General features: G+C 37.7%; 12 protein-coding genes. 9 read left to right on the top strand and 3 right to left on the bottom strand.

From position 1 onward, the window contains the following. Nucleotides 1–83: 83 nt before the first annotated feature. The gene (locus G504_RS0108150; protein ID WP_019669670.1) at nucleotides 84–731 is read right to left on the bottom strand and encodes a rhomboid family intramembrane serine protease; all 648 of its coding nucleotides are present in this window, start codon (nucleotides 729–731) and stop codon (nucleotides 84–86) included. A gap of 60 nt (nucleotides 732–791) precedes the next feature. Here G504_RS0108150 and G504_RS0108145 point away from each other — a divergent pair, with 60 nt between their 5' ends. Continuing rightward, the gene (locus G504_RS0108145) at nucleotides 792–1,679 is read left to right on the top strand and encodes a lysophospholipid acyltransferase family protein (RefSeq protein WP_019669669.1); all 888 of its coding nucleotides are present in this window, start codon (nucleotides 792–794) and stop codon (nucleotides 1,677–1,679) included. A 39-nt stretch (nucleotides 1,680–1,718) separates the two neighbouring features. Here the strand turns inward: G504_RS0108145 and glmM are convergent, their stop codons facing one another. Continuing rightward, complete coding sequence (gene glmM, locus G504_RS0108140) at nucleotides 1,719–3,107, bottom strand: phosphoglucosamine mutase (RefSeq protein WP_019669668.1); 1,389 nt, start codon at nucleotides 3,105–3,107, stop codon at nucleotides 1,719–1,721. 95 nt (nucleotides 3,108–3,202) lie between these two features. Between glmM and G504_RS0108135 the strand changes: the two genes are divergently transcribed. Together G504_RS0108135 and ggt are read left to right on the top strand one after the other, a co-directional pair. Beyond that, nucleotides 3,203–3,796: an acyl carrier protein phosphodiesterase gene (locus G504_RS0108135; RefSeq protein ID WP_019669667.1), complete on the top strand. Its 594-nt coding sequence runs from the start codon at nucleotides 3,203–3,205 to the stop codon at nucleotides 3,794–3,796. Continuing rightward, on the top strand, nucleotides 3,784–5,466 hold the full coding sequence (gene ggt, locus G504_RS0108130; protein WP_019669666.1) for a gamma-glutamyltransferase: 1,683 nt from the start codon (nucleotides 3,784–3,786) through the stop codon (nucleotides 5,464–5,466). The genes G504_RS0108135 and ggt overlap by 13 nt, the downstream gene beginning before the upstream one ends. A 60-nt stretch (nucleotides 5,467–5,526) precedes the next feature. Here the strand turns inward: ggt and G504_RS0108125 are convergent, their stop codons facing one another. Then, nucleotides 5,527–6,285 carry an XRE family transcriptional regulator gene (locus G504_RS0108125; protein WP_019669665.1) on the bottom strand — a complete coding sequence of 253 codons (759 nt, stop codon included), beginning with the start codon at nucleotides 6,283–6,285 and terminating at the stop codon, nucleotides 5,527–5,529. A 217-nt stretch (nucleotides 6,286–6,502) separates the two neighbouring features. Between G504_RS0108125 and G504_RS0108120 the strand changes: the two genes are divergently transcribed. From G504_RS0108120 to G504_RS0108095, 6 genes are all read left to right on the top strand, one after another. Continuing rightward, the gene (locus tag G504_RS0108120) at nucleotides 6,503–6,682 is read left to right on the top strand and encodes a hypothetical protein (RefSeq protein ID WP_019669664.1); all 180 of its coding nucleotides are present in this window, start codon (nucleotides 6,503–6,505) and stop codon (nucleotides 6,680–6,682) included. Nucleotides 6,683–6,687: 5 nt separating this feature from the next. Continuing rightward, nucleotides 6,688–7,461 (top strand): TIGR03915 family putative DNA repair protein, encoded by a 774-nt coding sequence (locus G504_RS0108115; RefSeq protein WP_019669663.1) that lies wholly within the window; start codon nucleotides 6,688–6,690, stop codon nucleotides 7,459–7,461. A 335-nt stretch (nucleotides 7,462–7,796) separates the two neighbouring features. Then, complete coding sequence (uvrA, locus tag G504_RS0108110) at nucleotides 7,797–10,658, top strand: excinuclease ABC subunit UvrA (protein ID WP_019669662.1); 2,862 nt, start codon at nucleotides 7,797–7,799, stop codon at nucleotides 10,656–10,658. Nucleotides 10,659–10,702: 44 nt separating this feature from the next. After that, nucleotides 10,703–11,389, top strand: coding sequence for an LOG family protein (locus tag G504_RS0108105; RefSeq protein ID WP_019669661.1), 687 nt, complete (start codon nucleotides 10,703–10,705; stop codon nucleotides 11,387–11,389). A gap of 7 nt (nucleotides 11,390–11,396) precedes the next feature. Next, nucleotides 11,397–14,234 (top strand): gluzincin family metallopeptidase, encoded by a 2,838-nt coding sequence (locus tag G504_RS0108100; RefSeq protein WP_019669660.1) that lies wholly within the window; start codon nucleotides 11,397–11,399, stop codon nucleotides 14,232–14,234. A 157-nt stretch (nucleotides 14,235–14,391) separates the two neighbouring features. Further along, entirely contained in the window at nucleotides 14,392–16,803 is a 2,412-nt protein-coding gene (locus G504_RS0108095; protein WP_019669659.1) for an alpha-ketoacid dehydrogenase subunit alpha/beta, read from the top strand. Nucleotides 16,804–16,826 lie beyond the last annotated feature (23 nt).

Genomic DNA, 16,826 nt, shown 5'->3' with positions numbered 1-16,826 from the left:
GACCAACGGTAAGATTTATAGCAGATATCTTGTAATTTCTGATATTAGCGTAAGTTTATACTTACTTTTCAGAACTTCTATTTTTAAATTTTACCTAATTTTTCGAGAATAAACAGAATTATTATGGGAACCGCCAGAATTATCACCATAAGCGTATCTGTAATTATTAAATCTGGTTTAAATAACAAACTTGTGGCATAACCGCCTATGGCTCCACCAAAGTGGGCAGTATGCCCGATATTGCCCAGGCGTTTTTTCATCCCATAAATGGAATACAACATATAGGCCAGACCCAGAATATAGGCCGGGACAGGTACTGGTATAAACATAATGCCAAGACGCATATCTGGCTGAAGCAATATAGCCGCATACAATATTCCCGTGACCGCCCCACTGGCTCCTACAGCACTATAAAAAGGCTCATCTTTATGAAAGAAAAGCGCCAGTAAACTACCTGCAATTAAGCTAATGAAATAAATAATTAAAAATTTTTCCCAGCCAAACCAGCTAATTACCACAGGTGCAAAGAAATATAAGGTAAACATATTCATGAAGAGGTGGGAAATATCTACATGCAGAAATCCTGAAGTAACCATTCTATCGCGCTGGCCGGCCTTTATGGCCCCAATTGCAAACTTATAGCGATCAAAGAATAATACATCGTTGAAACCTTTGAGGGATATCAAAACATTTACAACCATTATTGCAATTGTAGCAAGATGTAAATTCATAAAATTGCCAATTTAATTAAGCGCCAAATATAGCTATATTTGCCCATATTTATTTCGAGCATGCAACTTCTTGTATATATTCTTGCCTATCCGTTTTTATGGTTAATATCTGTGCTGCCGTACAAGCTTTTTTATTTTTTTTCCGATCTGGTTTACTTTTTGGTTTACCGGGTTGTGGGTTACAGAAAAAAAGTGGTGTATAAAAATTTGACCCTGGTTTTTCCTGACAAAAGTGAAAAAGAGAAAAAAAGTATCCAAAGGGCATTTTATAAGCATATGTGCGATATGTTTCTGGAAACCATTAAAACCATGAATATCAGCGAAGAAGAATTAAAGAAGCGTTACGCGTTGCCAAATATTGATTTGCTGCTTGATTTGGAAAAAGAACGCAGTATACTAGTCTTGTTTCCGCATTATGGAAATTGGGAGTGGAGTATCATAGTCAATGTTTATTTAAAATCTAAGGGGTTTGCCATCTATCAAAAAATTGGCAATGTCTATTTTGACAGGTTGATTAAAAAAATCAGGGGTATTTGGAGTACAACACCAATTTCCCAGAGGGAGACTGTAATCACAATGGCACGCAATCATCAAAAAGGAATTAAAGGAGTATACGGAATTGTGAGTGATCAATCCCCGCAGGCGCACCTTGCGCAATACTGGACGGAATTTATGAATATTAAGGTTCCCGTGTACAATAGCCCTGAAATATTAGCCAGAAAGTATAATCATGCCGTTGTCTTTGCAAAAGTTACCAAGGTAAAACGTGGTTATTATAATACTGAATTTGTTCCAATTGCAGTAGAAGGTAGTAAGACCAAAGAGAATGAAATCACTGACAAGTTCCTGCGCCTTACCGAAGAAGAAATATTGAAGAATCCTGCTTATTATTTATGGACACACCGCAGGTGGAAACACAGAGATAAAGTACCTGCAGAATATCTTTAAAACGGAGGATTCAGACTAAGCCGGTCCAAATTATTTATCTTATATACCGGCTATGACCTTTATCTCACTTATGATTTTCTCTGCTAAGGAATCAGCTTCGGCCTGAGTCTTTGCTTCGGTATATATTCGAATAATTGGTTCGGTATTAGACTTTCTAAGGTGCACCCAACTTTCTTCAAAATCTATTTTTACCCCGTCTATCGTTGAGACTTCGTTGTCTTTGTAGCTTTCTGAAATTGAAACCAATATCCTATCAACATCGAGAGCAGGGGTTAATTGAATTTTTTTCTTGCTCATAAAGTAACTCGGGTAACTGTCTCTGAGTTCTCTGACCGAACCTCCTTTCTCCGCCATAAGCATTAAGAATAAGGCGGTACCTACAAGCGAATCCCTGCCATAATGACTAGATGGATAAATAATTCCGCCATTACCTTCACCCCCAATAATGGCATTGGTGGCTTTCATTTTTTTTACAACATTCACCTCGCCCACGGCTGCAGCTTCATAAATACCATTATGCTTAATGGTAATATCTCTGAGTGCCCTGGAAGAAGATAAATTGGATACTGTATTTCCTTTGGTTTTTCCAAGTACATAGTCTGCACAAGCCACTAAGGTATATTCTTCGCCAAACATTTCTCCGTCATTACAAATAAACGCTAAGCGGTCTACATCCGGGTCGACAACTATTCCAAAATCGGCTTTTTCCTTTACAACCAGCTCACAAATATCTCCTAAATGCTCTTTTAGTGGCTCAGGATTATGAGGAAAATGACCTGTAGGATCACAATATAATTTGATTACTTCTACCCCTAAAGTTTCCAGTAATTTTGGAATTGCTATACCTCCGGTAGAATTAACTCCATCTACAACAACCTTAAAGCCGGCTTTTTTTATGGTATCTGCATTAACTAAAGGCAATTTCAGGACTTCATCGATATGTATATCTATATAGGCGTTATTTCTGGTGATAGTTCCAAGGTCATCAACCTCAGAAAAATGAAAATCTTCCTTTTCTGCCAACTCCAGAATAATTGCCCCCTGAGCGGCATCTAGAAACTCCCCTTTTTCATTTAATAGTTTCAGTGCATTCCATTGTTTGGGATTGTGACTCGCAGTAAGAATAATACCGCCATGTGCTTTTTCTAAAGGAACGGCTATTTCCACGGTAGGCGTAGTAGACAAGTCAAGGTCTATGACATCGATTCCAAGTCCAACTAATGTAGACACTACCAAATTCTGAATCATTTCCCCTGAAAGACGGGCATCTCTCCCAACAACAACTTTTAAGCTATCAGAATTGGAATATTCCTTAAGCCATGTGCCATATGCCGCCGCAAATTTTACGGTATCTATGGGAGTGAGATTCTCATTTGGCTTCCCTCCTATTGTTCCCCGTATTCCCGATATCGATTTTATTAATGTCATAGGCGTCTAAATTGTTTTTGCAAATATACACGTCCTGTTGATTAACTTGCATTCCAAATTTGTAAATTCCTTTGTGAAGATTATATTCGTGGTAAATGAATTTTTTAGCACATATATATCTCTCTTTTGGAGATGATGAAATAACCATTGGAAACTTTATTGCAGACAGCATAAGAGGCAATAAATACAAACACCTGCCGGACAGGATACAAAAAGGTATATTATTACACAGGGAAATAGATACTTATACGGATTCGCACCCTGTAGCTAAAACCAGCAGCAAAAGATTACATAAAAATTACAGTCACTATAGCCAGGTAATAGTTGATATTTTTTATGATCATTTTTTAGCGAAGAACTGGAAGCAATATTCAGATATTCCTTTGGAACTATTTGTAGAAAATTTTTACGATCTACTGAAAGAAAATGTTACTATTCTGCCTGAAGGCACTAAACGAATGATTCCTTATATGATAAGCGATAACTGGCTCCTCAATTATGCCAAAATGGATGGGATAAGCAGGGTTTTAAGCGGGATGAACAGAAGGACCAATAATAGGAGTAAAATGAATTATGCCATTCTTGATCTGGAAAAAGACTATGATTCATTTGAGCTTGAGTTCACCGCTTTTTTTAAGGAATTGGAAGCCTTTTCGAAACAAAAATATATTTCAATATGCGAATACTAATTCTGCTCTTCGCGCTAATCCTTTTTACACAATGTAAAAAGCAACCAAATCCGCCAACTGGTGTGGTGAGCAAAAATGCCATGGTAGTATCCGCGCGTAAAGAGGCATCAAAAATAGGTTCAGATATACTTCAAAAAGGAGGGAATGCTTTCGATGCAATGGTTGGAACTGAACTTGCTTTGGCGGTGGCCTATCCCTTTGCCGGCAATCTAGGTGGTGGTGGTTTTATGGTATACCGAAAAAATGATGGCAATATAGGCGGTATTGATTATAGGGAAAAAGCGCCATTGTCGGCTCATAAAGATATGTATCTGGATTCTCTGGGTAATGTTATTCCGGGGATGAGTACCATTGGTGCAAGCGGTGCGGGTGTTCCGGGAACCATAGCCGGAATCTTTGAAGTACATAATAAATTTGGTTCTTTACCTATAAAGGATATTATAGACCCTGTAATAGAACTTGTTGAGCAAGGGGTTGAGGTTACGGCAAAACAAGCCGCCAGACTTGAGAAGTATAGGGATCAGATTATAAGCGTGAATGGGGAAAATACATTATTTTATAATAAATGTGATGCAGGGGATACCCTTAGATATCCTGCCCTTGCCTATACTTTGAGGAGAATAGCAATAAATGGAAGGGATGAATTCTACAAAGGAGAAACTGCCAAAATCCTTGCCAGGTTTATACAGGAAAAAGGCGGATATGTAACCGAGGAGGATTTGGCCAGGTACGAGGCTAAATGGAGACAACCTATAGTATTCAATTACAAAGACTTAAGGATAATTTCAATGAGTCCGCCAAGCAGTGGCGGGGTAACGATAAATCAAATCTTTAAAATGATTGAGCCCTATGACATCGCTGACTTTGGTCATAATTCCACGAAATCTATTCAGTTGTTTACCGAGGCCGCACGGAGAGCCTATGCCGACAGAAACTTTTTCCTGGGTGATCCGGATTTTGTTGTTATTCCTCTCGATGTTTTATTAAGTAAGAATTATTTAAAAAGCCGTATGGAGGATTTTTCTTTTGAAGCGGCCACACCCTCCGGTAAAGTAGAGCACGGCAAAATAGAAATTGTGGAAAGTAATGAGACTACCCATTATTCTATTGTTGACCGGATGGGAAATGCTGTTTCAGTAACCACTACCTTAAACGGGGCATATGGGTCTAAACTTTATTGTGATGAATTAGGGTTCTTCTTAAATAATGAAATGGATGATTTCAGCGCCAAACCGGGAGTGCCAAATATGTTTGGTCTTATCGGCGCTGAAGCTAATTCCATAGCCCCTGAGAAACGAATGCTGAGCTCAATGACGCCGACTATTGTTGAAAAAGAAGGTGAACTGTGGATGGTCGTAGGTTCGCCAGGGGGGTCTACCATAATTACGGCCGTTGCCCAGACCATTCTAAATACCTATGAATTTAATTTAAGTATGCAGGAATCCGTAAATGCACCTAGATTCCATCATCAATGGCTGCCAGACCATATTGTCTTTGAAACGGAAGGTTTTTCTGAAGAGTTAAAAAAGGAACTAGAATCCAAAGGGTACCATATTAATCAAGAGCCAACACCAATTTTGGGAAAAGTAGATGCAATTTTGGTTTTACCAGACGGCAGTCTTGAAGGTGGTGCAGATAAACGGGGTGATGATACTGCGGTAGGTTTTTAGATCTGAACAGGTTTGGATTCGCAGTTTTTTCTCCACTAAATAACACTGTTTTTACGCTGGTTATTTTTTAAGTTGATTTTTTAACTCCTCCATAGATTCCTGTAACTGTCTAAGCAAGCCTTTTTCCGTAGTAGCATCTACACCAAAAGTTATTTTGCTGCTCACCTGCCAAAGTTCCTGAATCTGTTCGGCCACTATTTCATAAGGTGGATAGATTTCATTGAGTGATATTAAAAGAATCTTTGAGTTTCCCGGCAATTTCTCTATCTTCTTCACCAATACTGCATCGTGAAGAACCACCACATACATCTTGTTTGGATTAAGATCATCCAGTCCTTCCACAGCCTTAGCCAAAACCCATTCCCCGGGCTGCAAATTAGGCAGCATGCTATCGCCTTCAACCTGAAAGCCCCTGTAGGTAGCGTTTCTGAATTCAGGAAGCGGAAGATCGAATGCCGGTAGTTGTTTATACCAGCTTGTATCCTGAATATTTTGAGGATACCCTGCGGCCGCCTTTGCATTTACCAATATCATATTGTCATTATCAGAGGAATCTACGGTAACAACTTTTGGGATAACGCTCGTTCCCGAATAATTTAAATGTTGATTATTACTATCCCCGAACAACCACAGTGGATTCACCTTAAATTGTTTTAACAATTCAACGACCACCTTGCCGGAAAGTTTGGTGCGACCCCTTTCTATATCGGCCGTTGTATTGGGAATTCCCAGGATACTTGCAAATTCGGTTTGCGTATATCCCAAATCACGTCTTATTTCTATAAATCGCTTAATGGTAAGCTCATTTTCTACACCCATATTTTTTATTTTATATTTTCCCTATATACATAAATTGAAAACCGGATTCTTTCTTAATGCCCTTTAAAAGTCCATTTGGGTATTCTTATCACCGAACATTTTCGAATTCACGGTACCCAAAGATACAAAATTTGGAATATATCCAAAATTAATTAGGAATATTTCCTAATTTAGGATTTTTTCCATATTTTTGGATTATATACAAATTAACGTAGTTATGCTAGATGAAATTATTTCCAAAAAACTTGGCCAGTGGGCACAAAGAGGAGTTGATGATAGCTTTGCTAAAATAAGTTTTAGAGAAGCAAAAAAAAATAAGAAGCCATTGAGAGTTAAACCTAAGATATCTGAAAATATATCTGAGTATTCTATGAGCAAACAACTAAGCCTGTTTTAAACGTTATGGAAAAAGAAAAAATTTTGGTGTATGATGGAAGTTTTAATGGTTTTTTAACTTCTGTGTTTATTGCATTTGATGAAAAAATCAATGTTGTTAACATTCAAAGAAAAAATGAAGCACAAAAAGGATTGTTTACGGATACACAAACAATTTTGACCCAGATTCCCAAAGCAAAACGCGTTTGGGATGGCATAAGCCGAAGAAGCAATCACGTAATGAAAAATATTTATTTTGCCTTTCTGAGCGAGACAGCTGGTATTGAATATTTGCTTTATTCATACATTAAAGAAATAGTAGCTAAAGATTCTCCGGGTCATTTGGGTTTAGCTGAGGATATGGCTTCTAAAATAAATCATTTGGCAAATATGGTGAGTAAAAAGAAAAGTCAGATGGAGGCATTCATGAGGTTTAATGTCTCCACAGATGGAATTCACTATAGTATTTCCAGACCGGAATTTAACTTGCTGCCGCTTGTATCAAAGCATTTCAGATCTAATTTTAGAGACAGGCAATGGGTAATATATGACATAAAACGCAACTATGGGCTTTTTTATGACCTTCATAATATTCAATTAATAACTTTAGATTCAATGGAAATAGTTGCGAATTACGGAGCCTTCAACAATTCTTTTCAAACCAATACAAGTGGTGCTATTGAGATGTGGAATGCTTATTTTGCTAAAAACCCTGTTAAATCTTTAATCTCTGATAATTCACGTACACATCAATTAAACAAACAGCCCGGGAAATATGAGGAAGAGCTGGAGGCAGTGTAATAGTTTAGAAGATATTTTATGTGAAATAAGCAATGGCTCCAAACCTTAAATAGCTATTTATTGAAATATTAAATTATTTATGCCATATACCCAATCTGTAATTTACCGCTGTAAGCATTACAACCTTTTGCGCCAAATTAAAGGCAAGGAAAAATTGCATCCGGTATTTTCAGTCATCTTATAGTATGTTATATCCGCACCCCAGGCTATTTATGGAATAGGTTACCAGGAATGAAATTGGGAATTGCTCATCTACAACTCTTTAACAAAATCAAAATAAACCAGGCTTCCTTTTTAGTCGTCAAAAACGTACCTTTGCAACTTTGTCTGATTCCATGATAAATTACGAAGAGAATATTGAAGTAAAGGGTGCCCGCGTTCATAATTTGAAAAATATTGACGTAACCATCCCAAGAGAGAAACTGGTCGTAATTACCGGGCTTTCAGGAAGTGGTAAATCTTCATTGGCCTTTGACACTATTTATGCTGAAGGTCAGCGACGCTATATAGAGACCTTTGCTTCTTATGCACGACAGTTTTTAGGAGGTCTGGAGCGTCCGGATGTGGATAAAATTGATGGACTTTCCCCTGTTATCGCGATAGAACAGAAAACAACTTCCAAATCACCGCGCTCTACCGTAGGAACAATTACCGAAGTTTACGATTTTCTTAGATTATTGTTTGCGAGGGCATCCGATGCCTATAGTTACAATACCGGCGAAAAAATGGTAAGCTATAGTGATGATAAAATTAAAGAACTGATTAATGAAAGTTATTTTGGAAAAAGGATAAACATACTTGCACCGGTAATTAAATCAAGGAAAGGACATTATCGGGAACTTTTCGAACAAATTGGAAAACAGGGCTTTGTAAAAGTTAGGGTTGATGGTAATATCATGGATATCACCAAGGGAATGAAAGTAGACAGGTATAAAACACATGATATCGAAATCGTAATTGACCGACTGAAAATCGATAACAATGAAAATTTAAACAAAAGACTTTCTGAATCAATTAATACGGCCATGTACAGCGGCGATAATGTTTTACTGGTTCTAGAAGAAGGCGAATCAATCCCAAGATATTTCAGCAGGGACTTAATGTGTCCCAGCACAGGGATTTCATATCCCACACCCGAGCCCAATACGTTTTCCTTTAATTCTCCCAAGGGCATGTGCAAAGAATGTAATGGGTTGGGCCATGTTTTTGAGGTAAACGAAAATAAAATTTTTCCAAATAAAAAATTATCTATCCAGTCGGGAGGTATTGCACCTCTTGGTGAATATAAAAAGTCATGGGCATTTAAACAACTAGAAACCATAGCCAAGCGATACGAATTTGATCTTACGGATGCCATAAAAAACATTCCGGATGAAGCCCTTAAGACCATCTTATATGGTGGCTCCGAAAAGTTTGAAATTGATTCCAAAACTCTGGGTGTAAAAAGGTCCTACCATATAGATTATGAGGGTATAGCTAACTTTATAAAAAACCAGTATCATCAGGCAACTTCGAGCTCAATTAAGCGCTGGGCAAGGGATTTTATGGATAAAAGAACCTGTCCCGCCTGTAATGGTTCAAGATTGAAGATTGAATCACTTTATTATAAAATTGAGGACAGGAATATTGCAGAATTATGTGAACTGGATATTTCTGATCTCGCACGCTTTTTTGATCAACTCGATTCTAAATTAGAAGGAAATCAAAGAAAGATTGCTGAAGAGATCATAAAAGAGATCAAATCCAGATTAAAGTTTTTGTTAGACGTAGGTCTTGATTATCTATCACTGAATCGGAGTTCAAAGTCGCTTTCCGGTGGAGAAGCGCAGCGAATAAGGCTTGCGACGCAAATAGGTTCTCAGCTGGTAGGTGTTTTATATATCCTGGATGAACCCAGTATTGGACTGCATCAGCGCGACAACAATCGTCTTATCAAATCATTGGAATCACTTAGAGATATTGGTAATTCTGTGATTGTTGTTGAGCATGACCGTGATATGATAGAAAATGCAGATCATGTCATTGATATTGGTCCCTATGCAGGAAAACACGGAGGTGAAATAATATCAGAAGGGACTCCGGCCGAACTTATTGATCAACATACATTGACTTCACAATTTATTACTGGAGAAAAGGAGATTCCCATTCCGGAAACCAGAAGAAAAGGAAATGGGAAAAGTATAAGTCTGATAGGTTGCACAGGGAATAATCTGAAAAATATATCGGTTGAATTCCCTTTGGGAAAAATGATCGCAGTGACAGGTGTTTCAGGTAGTGGCAAATCTACTCTGATTAATGAAACGCTCTATCCCATAATGAATGCACATTATTTTAATGGTGTAAAAAAACCAATGCCTTATACCGCTATAAAAGGGCTTGAAAATATTGATAAAGTAATAGATATTAACCAGTCGCCAATAGGAAGAACTCCGAGGTCTAACCCCGCCACATACACAGGTGTTTTCGGAGAAATACGTTCTCTGTTTGCCAAAACACCGGAGGCCGCCATTCGGGGCTATAAACCCGGCCGTTTTAGTTTCAATGTAAAAGGTGGCAGATGTGAAACCTGTCAGGGTGGCGGATTAAGAATAATAGAAATGAATTTTCTGCCAGACGTATACGTTGAATGCGAAACCTGCAATGGTAAGCGTTTTAACAGGGAAACTCTGGAAATTAGATACAAAGGAAAATCTATTGCCGACATTCTTGAAATGACTATTGATGAAGCAGTTATCTTTTTCGATCAAATACCTAAGATTCATAGAAAACTAAAGACCATTCAGGATGTTGGACTGGGTTATATTTCATTAGGGCAGCAATCCACTACCCTTTCAGGTGGTGAAGCGCAAAGGGTAAAACTAGCAACAGAATTGTCTAAACGAGATACGGGAAACACCTTCTATATTTTAGATGAACCCACAACCGGACTTCATTTTGAGGATATCAGGGTGCTAATGGAAGTTTTAAACAAACTAGTAAATAAAGGCAATACCATTGTGGTTATAGAACATAATATGGATGTCATAAAAATGGCAGATTATATAATTGACATTGGTTATGAAGGAGGACGCGGTGGCGGCATGATAGTTGCAGCTGGATCTCCCGAAGAAGTTGCAAAAGATGATAAAAGCTATACCGCATTTTACCTTAATAAGGAATTTGATTTAAAAAATCAGAAATTAGAATTACGAAGTTAAATCAATAATTCCATGCCATTTATTTGTAAGTAAAAAAAAAGAATATGAGGAAAGATAAGCACCCTAAAGGATGGGTTGAAATAAAAACCAATGATTCATGGGCCATTTTTAAAATTATGGGTGAATTTGTAAATGGGTTTGAAAAAATGAGTGCAATTGGACCATGCGTAACAATTTTTGGTTCCGCCAGAACCAAAGAAGATGCTAATTATTACCAACTCACAGTCAGTATTGCCAAAAAAGTTTCTGAAGCCGGTTACGGTATTATTACAGGTGGCGGTCCGGGCATCATGGAAGCTGGTAATAAAGGAGCACATTTAGCCGGGGGAACGTCTGTTGGATTGAATATAGAACTTCCCTTTGAACAAAATGACAACCCTTATATTGATGATGACAAAAGCCTGGATTTTGATTATTTCTTTGTTCGAAAAGTAATGTTTGTAAAATATTCACAGGCATTTGTGGTTTTACCCGGAGGATTCGGCACGCTCGATGAATTATTCGAAGCCATTACCTTAATTCAAACAAATAAAATTGGTAAATTCCCAATTATCCTGGTCGGAAAATCCTTTTGGAAAGGCTTGATAGAGTGGATCAAGCACACCATGCTTAATGCGGGAAATATTAGTGAGACAGACCTCGACTTAATTCGAATTGTTGACACGGAAGAAGAGGTAGTGGAAATTATTGACGCATTCTACAAAGGCCATACTCTTAGCCCAAATTTCTAATTCATATATGTTTCCAAAGCACTTTGCAGGTTATTTAAAAATCGCTACCATACTATATTTTGTATTTGGTTTTGGTGGCATTTCTGCACAACATAATAACCGCTTAAAAGCTTCCCTCGAATCCGAAACTAAAGAAATTAATATTCAACAGGAATTTGAATATCTGAATGATTCCAAGGATACTCTTAAAATTCTTTATTTTAATGATTGGGCAAACGCTTATTCTGATAAGAGCACGGCCCTTGCCAAACGCTTCGCGGAGGAATTTAAGAAAAGTCTTCATTTGGCCAAAGAAAAAGATCGGGGCGGGACTTCTATTTTCAGTATAGTTGATGACGAATACCGGGCAATCTCCTGGACCCGGACTTCAGGTCGCGATTTAATTAAGGTTGAATTGAACGCTCCTATTGCACCCGGCGGCTCAACTAAATTATTTTTTACCTATACTGTCAAATTGCCTCCAAATAGATATACTTCGTTTGGTTATAACAATATAGGTGGCTATTATTTAAAGGATTGGTATCTCACCCCAGCCGTTTACAATGGGGAATGGCAATTATATTCAAACAAAAATCTTGAAGACCTCTATACAGGAATTACAGATAGTAATATTATATTCAGCTATCCTGATTCTTTGTTTTTGGGCACCAATTTTAAGGAGGTAGATATTACTTCTTATCCGGGGAAACAAGTAGCCACTCTGGAAGGAGTAAGTAGAAAGAGTAGCTATATTATTCTTAATGCACAAAAGAAGTTCACAAAACATGTCACACCAGAACTGCTAGTGGTTACTGACCTGAGGAGAACCAAGTATGATGAAATTTCACAAGGGGTTTCCATCCATCGGATTTCGCGCTTTATTCATGACAATCTGGGAGACTTTCCCTATGAGCAACTTCTTGTAAGTGAGGAGGATTTTAATAAGAATCCGACCTATGGATTAAATCAATTGCCATCTTTTATTCGCCCCTATGAGAACCAATTTCAGTTTGAAATTTCATTTTTAAAAACTGCACTGAACAATTATATAAAAGAAACGATCTTTCTTAATCCCCGAAAGGAAAAATGGGTAAGTGATGCAGTGATCAATTATTTAATGATCAAATTCGTAGAGGAATTTTATCCCGATCAAAAATTATTAGGGAAATTATCAAAGGGTTGGCTTATCAAAGGATTTCATTTGGCCCAAATGGATTACAATGAGCAATATCCCTTTCTTTACATGTTTACAGCAAGAAAAAACCTTGATCAAGGTCTTACAACCCCAAATGATTCTTTAATAAAGTTTAATCAAAAAATAGCCAATACGTATAAAGCAGGCTTAGGACTGGCTTATTTGGCAGATTATACAAGTGTTGAAAGCATAGATAAATCCATAAAAGAGTTTTATAAACAATATCAATTGAGTCCTGCTAAACCTTCGGATTTTGAGCAAATTTTAAAAGAGAATTCGGAGAAGGACATAGATTGGTTTTTTAGGACCTATGTGGAGACAGATGACCGTATTGATTACAAGATTTCCAATGTTGTTAAAACCCAGGATTCTCTTTATATAACCCTTAAAAACAAAACAGGAACTGAAGTTCCAATATCCTTATTTGGATTGAGAGACAATGAGGTGGTATCCAAATATTGGTTTACAGGGATTAAAACGGAAGAAACTTTTACCGTTCCCCGTAATTTGGAAAAAAGACTAGTACTCAACTACGACCAGACTATCCCGGAATTCAATCAGCGAGATAACTGGAAAACACTCAAAGGCTTCTTTATCAGTAATAAAAAATTAAAATTTCAATTTTTTAAGGATGCAGAAGACCCTTATTACAATCAAATCTTTTATATGCCCATTTTAAACTTTAATATTTATGATGGTTTAAGTCCGGGTATTAGATTTACAAACAAAACCCTTTTAGAAAGGCCGTTTATTTTTGATGTTGCACCAGCCTATTCTTTCAGGGAAAAAACTTTAGTGGGATCCGGAAGACTTAACTACCGGCATTATCACGGTAAAAGCGGATTTTACGTTACTAACTATGAACTTCGGGGTTCTTCTTCCCACTTTCAGACAAATTCCCGGTATAGCACATTTACGCCAACCATAAGACTGGGCTGGCGTCCTGCGGACCTCATATCCAATAAAAGGAAATCACTTACACTTAGATACGTAAATGTGTTCAGGACTATAGATCCAAGTCTCGATATAGAAACTGATCCTGATTATAGCGTCCTCAATGCAAGATTTACGAATTCAAATAACGGGATTATAGATTATTTTAAATGGTTTTTAGACGCCCAGTATTCCAGCGATTTTTCCAAATTAGCTTTTAATCTGGAGTACCGTAAGCTATTTGAAAACAACACACAATTTAACTTTCGTTTTTTTGCCGGTAAATTTTTGAGAAACAATACCACAGGGGATTACTTCAGTTTTGCCCTGGACCGGCCTACAGATTATTTATTTGACTATAATTATCTGGGAAGATCAGAGGATTCTGGAATTTGGAGTCAGCAGCTAATTATTGCGGAAGGTGGTTTTAAATCTAAGTTGGAGAACCCTTTTTCAAACGACTGGATAGCGACTACAAATTCTAGTGTAAATATTTGGAGATGGGTAGAACTGTACGGGGATCTGGGGTTCATAAAAAATAAAAATCAGCCTGCTAGATTTGTGTACGACTCCGGTGTTCGTCTTAATTTGCTTACAGATTATTTTGAATTATATTTCCCTGTTTATTCCAGTAATGGTTGGGAGATTGCACAACCGAACTATGCTGAAAGAATTAGATTTGTAATTACACTAAGCCCTAAAACTTTAATAGGCCTTTTCACCAGAAAGTGGTTTTAGAAATTATACTATTCTTAAAATATTTCCTTTTTTTTAAATTATTTGTAATTACATCTGATTTTTTGACGTATTTTTTATTTATCTGTTAACAAAAAACCATTTTTTTTGATTGTAAAAATGATACTGTTTTCCTATTTTTGCTACAAATCTTTCCTTAATGAGTTTAAAATTACAAACCAGCGACGATATTTCCTTTGAGGATTTTAGGGAACAGATTTTAAAAGATTATGAAATAGCAATCACCAGCCGCGAGTGTAGTCTTTTAGGTAGAAGAGAAGTTCTTACCGGGAAAGCCAAATTTGGAATTTTTGGAGATGGCAAAGAGTTGCCGCAATTGGCGATGGCCAGGTCTTTTAGAAATGGTGATTTCAGAAGCGGCTATTACAGAGATCAGACTTTTATGATGGCTTTAGGACAGCTTAGTGCTAAGGACTTCTTTCATGGGCTTTATGCCACTACAGATATTGAAAAGGAGCCAATGAGTGCAGGAAGGCAGATGGGCGGGCATTTTGGATCCTATAGCCTTAATGAAGACGGAACATGGAAAGACCTCACTGCTCAAAAAAATAGTAGTCCGGATATTTCTCCTACGGCAGGCCAAATGCCCAGACTTCTTGGGCTGGCACAGGCTTCTAAAATCTATCGCAATGTCCGAGGAATTGATAGCGCCAAATTTTCCAAAAATGGAAATGAAGTAGCCTGGGGTACCATAGGCAACGCCAGTACTTCTGAAGGACATTTTTTTGAAACTTTCAATGCAGCAGGAGTTTTGCAGGTTCCAATGGTTATCAGCGTTTGGGATGATCAATATGGAATTTCTGTACCTGCAAAATTTCAAACTACCAAGGAAGATATTTCTGAAGTCCTTAAAGGATTCCAACGGGATGAAAATAATAAGGGTTTCGAGATTCTAAAGGTAAAAGGCTGGGATTACACCGCGCTAATTCATGCTTATGAGAATGCCTCAGAGCTGGCAAGGGAAGAGCATATCCCTGTATTGATCCATGTAACTGAACTGACTCAACCACAGGGACATTCAACTTCGGGGTCACAGGAAAGGTATAAAAGTGAGGATAGATTGCTTTGGGAAAAAGAAAATGACTGCAACAAACGATTCAGGGAGTGGATACTTGAAAACAAAATTACGGATAATGACTCTCTATCAGCTATAGAGGCAGCTATTAAAAAGGAGGTCAGAAACGCAAAAAAAGAGGCCTGGACAGAATTCCTGTCTCCACACAGAGAGGCTAAGAAAGAATTAATAGAATTGTTGAACAAAGTTGCTTTAAATTCTCCAAATAGAGCATTTATAACTAAAATAAAGAATGACCTTATCGCTGTGGAAGAACCACTGAAAAAGGATTTGGCTAAAAATTCAAGGAAGGCCCTTCGTTATGTGATTGGAGAAAATTCTAAAGAAAAAGATGCCTTACTCAAATGGGTTGAACATTTCCTTGAGGACTCTCAAATCAAGTTCAGCTCTCACCTCTACAGCGAATTACCCAACAAAGCAATTAATATTGAGGAAATAAAACCTTTATTTGGTGACAAGCGAGAAAAGGTGGACGGGCGTATTATTCTCAGGGATAATTTTGATAAGCTTTTTGAAAAATATCCCCAAGCCCTTGTTTTTGGAGAAGATAGCGGGGCTATTGGCGACGTAAATCAGGGGTTGGAAGGTCTTCAGCAGAAATATGGGGAATTACGAATCGCCGACACAGGAATAAGAGAGGCAACTATCATTGGCCAGGGAATTGGAATGGCGCTAAGGGGACTTCGACCCATAGCTGAAATTCAATATCTTGATTATCTTTTATATGGCCTGCAAACTCTTAGTGATGACCTGGCAACCTTACTTTATCGTTCAGTTGGCAAACAAAAAGCGCCTTTAATAATAAGAACAAGGGGGCATCGTTTAGAGGGCATTTGGCACTCTGGTTCACAAATGGGTGGTATTATTCACTTCCTTAGGGGAATCTATATACTGGCACCAAGGAATATGACCAAAGCCGCTGGTTTTTACAATACACTTATGAAGAGTGATGAACCTGCATTAATTATTGAAAGCTTAAATGGTTACAGACTTAAGGAAGACAAACCAATTAATCTTGGTGAAATTTGCACACCTATTGGTGTAGTTGAAATTGTTAAAAAAGGTTCAGATATTACCCTTTTATCTTACGGTTCTACATTGCGAATAGTGCAAAATGTAGCACAGGAGTTAAAAGAAGTAGGAATTGATGCGGAAGTTATTGATGCACAGTCCTTACTGCCCTTTGACCTTTCTAATACTGTCCTGGAAAGTATTAAAAAAACGAGCAGACTCTTGATAATTGACGAAGATGTGCCAGGAGGATGTGCTGCATATCTTATGCAGGATATTATGGAGCGTCAGGGGGCGTACAAATTTTTAGACAGCGCTCCACAAACCCTAACCGCAAAAGCTCACAGACCGGCCTATGCTTCCGATGGAGACTATTTTTCTAAACCTAATGCAGAGGATATATTTGAAAAGGCATATCATATCATGCATGAGGCTAACCCTGTTGAATATCCAAAACTCCGCTAAAGGGGTATCCTCAGGAAATACGC

The sequence above is a fragment of the Eudoraea adriatica DSM 19308 genome, assembly GCF_000382125.1.
Lineage (GTDB): Bacteria > Bacteroidota > Bacteroidia > Flavobacteriales > Flavobacteriaceae > Eudoraea > Eudoraea adriatica.
The sequence above is the reverse complement of the archived record's forward strand: the minus strand, read 5'-3'. Positions and strand labels throughout refer to the sequence as shown.

What these genes read in the sequence shown, in the direction of transcription:
- G504_RS0108120 (WP_019669664.1), top strand. Translation starts at nt 6,503, where the DNA reads ATGCTAGATGAAATTATTTCCAAAAAACTTGGCCAGTGGGCACAAAGA.
- G504_RS0108145 (WP_019669669.1), top strand. Translation starts at nt 792, where the DNA reads ATGCAACTTCTTGTATATATTCTTGCCTATCCGTTTTTATGGTTAATA.
- ggt (WP_019669666.1), top strand. Translation starts at nt 3,784, where the DNA reads ATGCGAATACTAATTCTGCTCTTCGCGCTAATCCTTTTTACACAATGT.
- G504_RS0108115 (WP_019669663.1), top strand. Translation starts at nt 6,688, where the DNA reads ATGGAAAAAGAAAAAATTTTGGTGTATGATGGAAGTTTTAATGGTTTT.
- G504_RS0108135 (WP_019669667.1), top strand. Translation starts at nt 3,203, where the DNA reads ATGAATTTTTTAGCACATATATATCTCTCTTTTGGAGATGATGAAATA.
- uvrA (WP_019669662.1), top strand. Translation starts at nt 7,797, where the DNA reads ATGATAAATTACGAAGAGAATATTGAAGTAAAGGGTGCCCGCGTTCAT.
- glmM (WP_019669668.1), bottom strand. Translation starts at nt 3,107, where the DNA reads ATGACATTAATAAAATCGATATCGGGAATACGGGGAACAATAGGAGGG.
- G504_RS0108105 (WP_019669661.1), top strand. Translation starts at nt 10,703, where the DNA reads ATGAGGAAAGATAAGCACCCTAAAGGATGGGTTGAAATAAAAACCAAT.
- G504_RS0108095 (WP_019669659.1), top strand. Translation starts at nt 14,392, where the DNA reads ATGAGTTTAAAATTACAAACCAGCGACGATATTTCCTTTGAGGATTTT.
- G504_RS0108125 (WP_019669665.1), bottom strand. Translation starts at nt 6,285, where the DNA reads ATGGGTGTAGAAAATGAGCTTACCATTAAGCGATTTATAGAAATAAGA.
- G504_RS0108150 (WP_019669670.1), bottom strand. Translation starts at nt 731, where the DNA reads ATGAATTTACATCTTGCTACAATTGCAATAATGGTTGTAAATGTTTTG.
- G504_RS0108100 (WP_019669660.1), top strand. Translation starts at nt 11,397, where the DNA reads ATGTTTCCAAAGCACTTTGCAGGTTATTTAAAAATCGCTACCATACTA.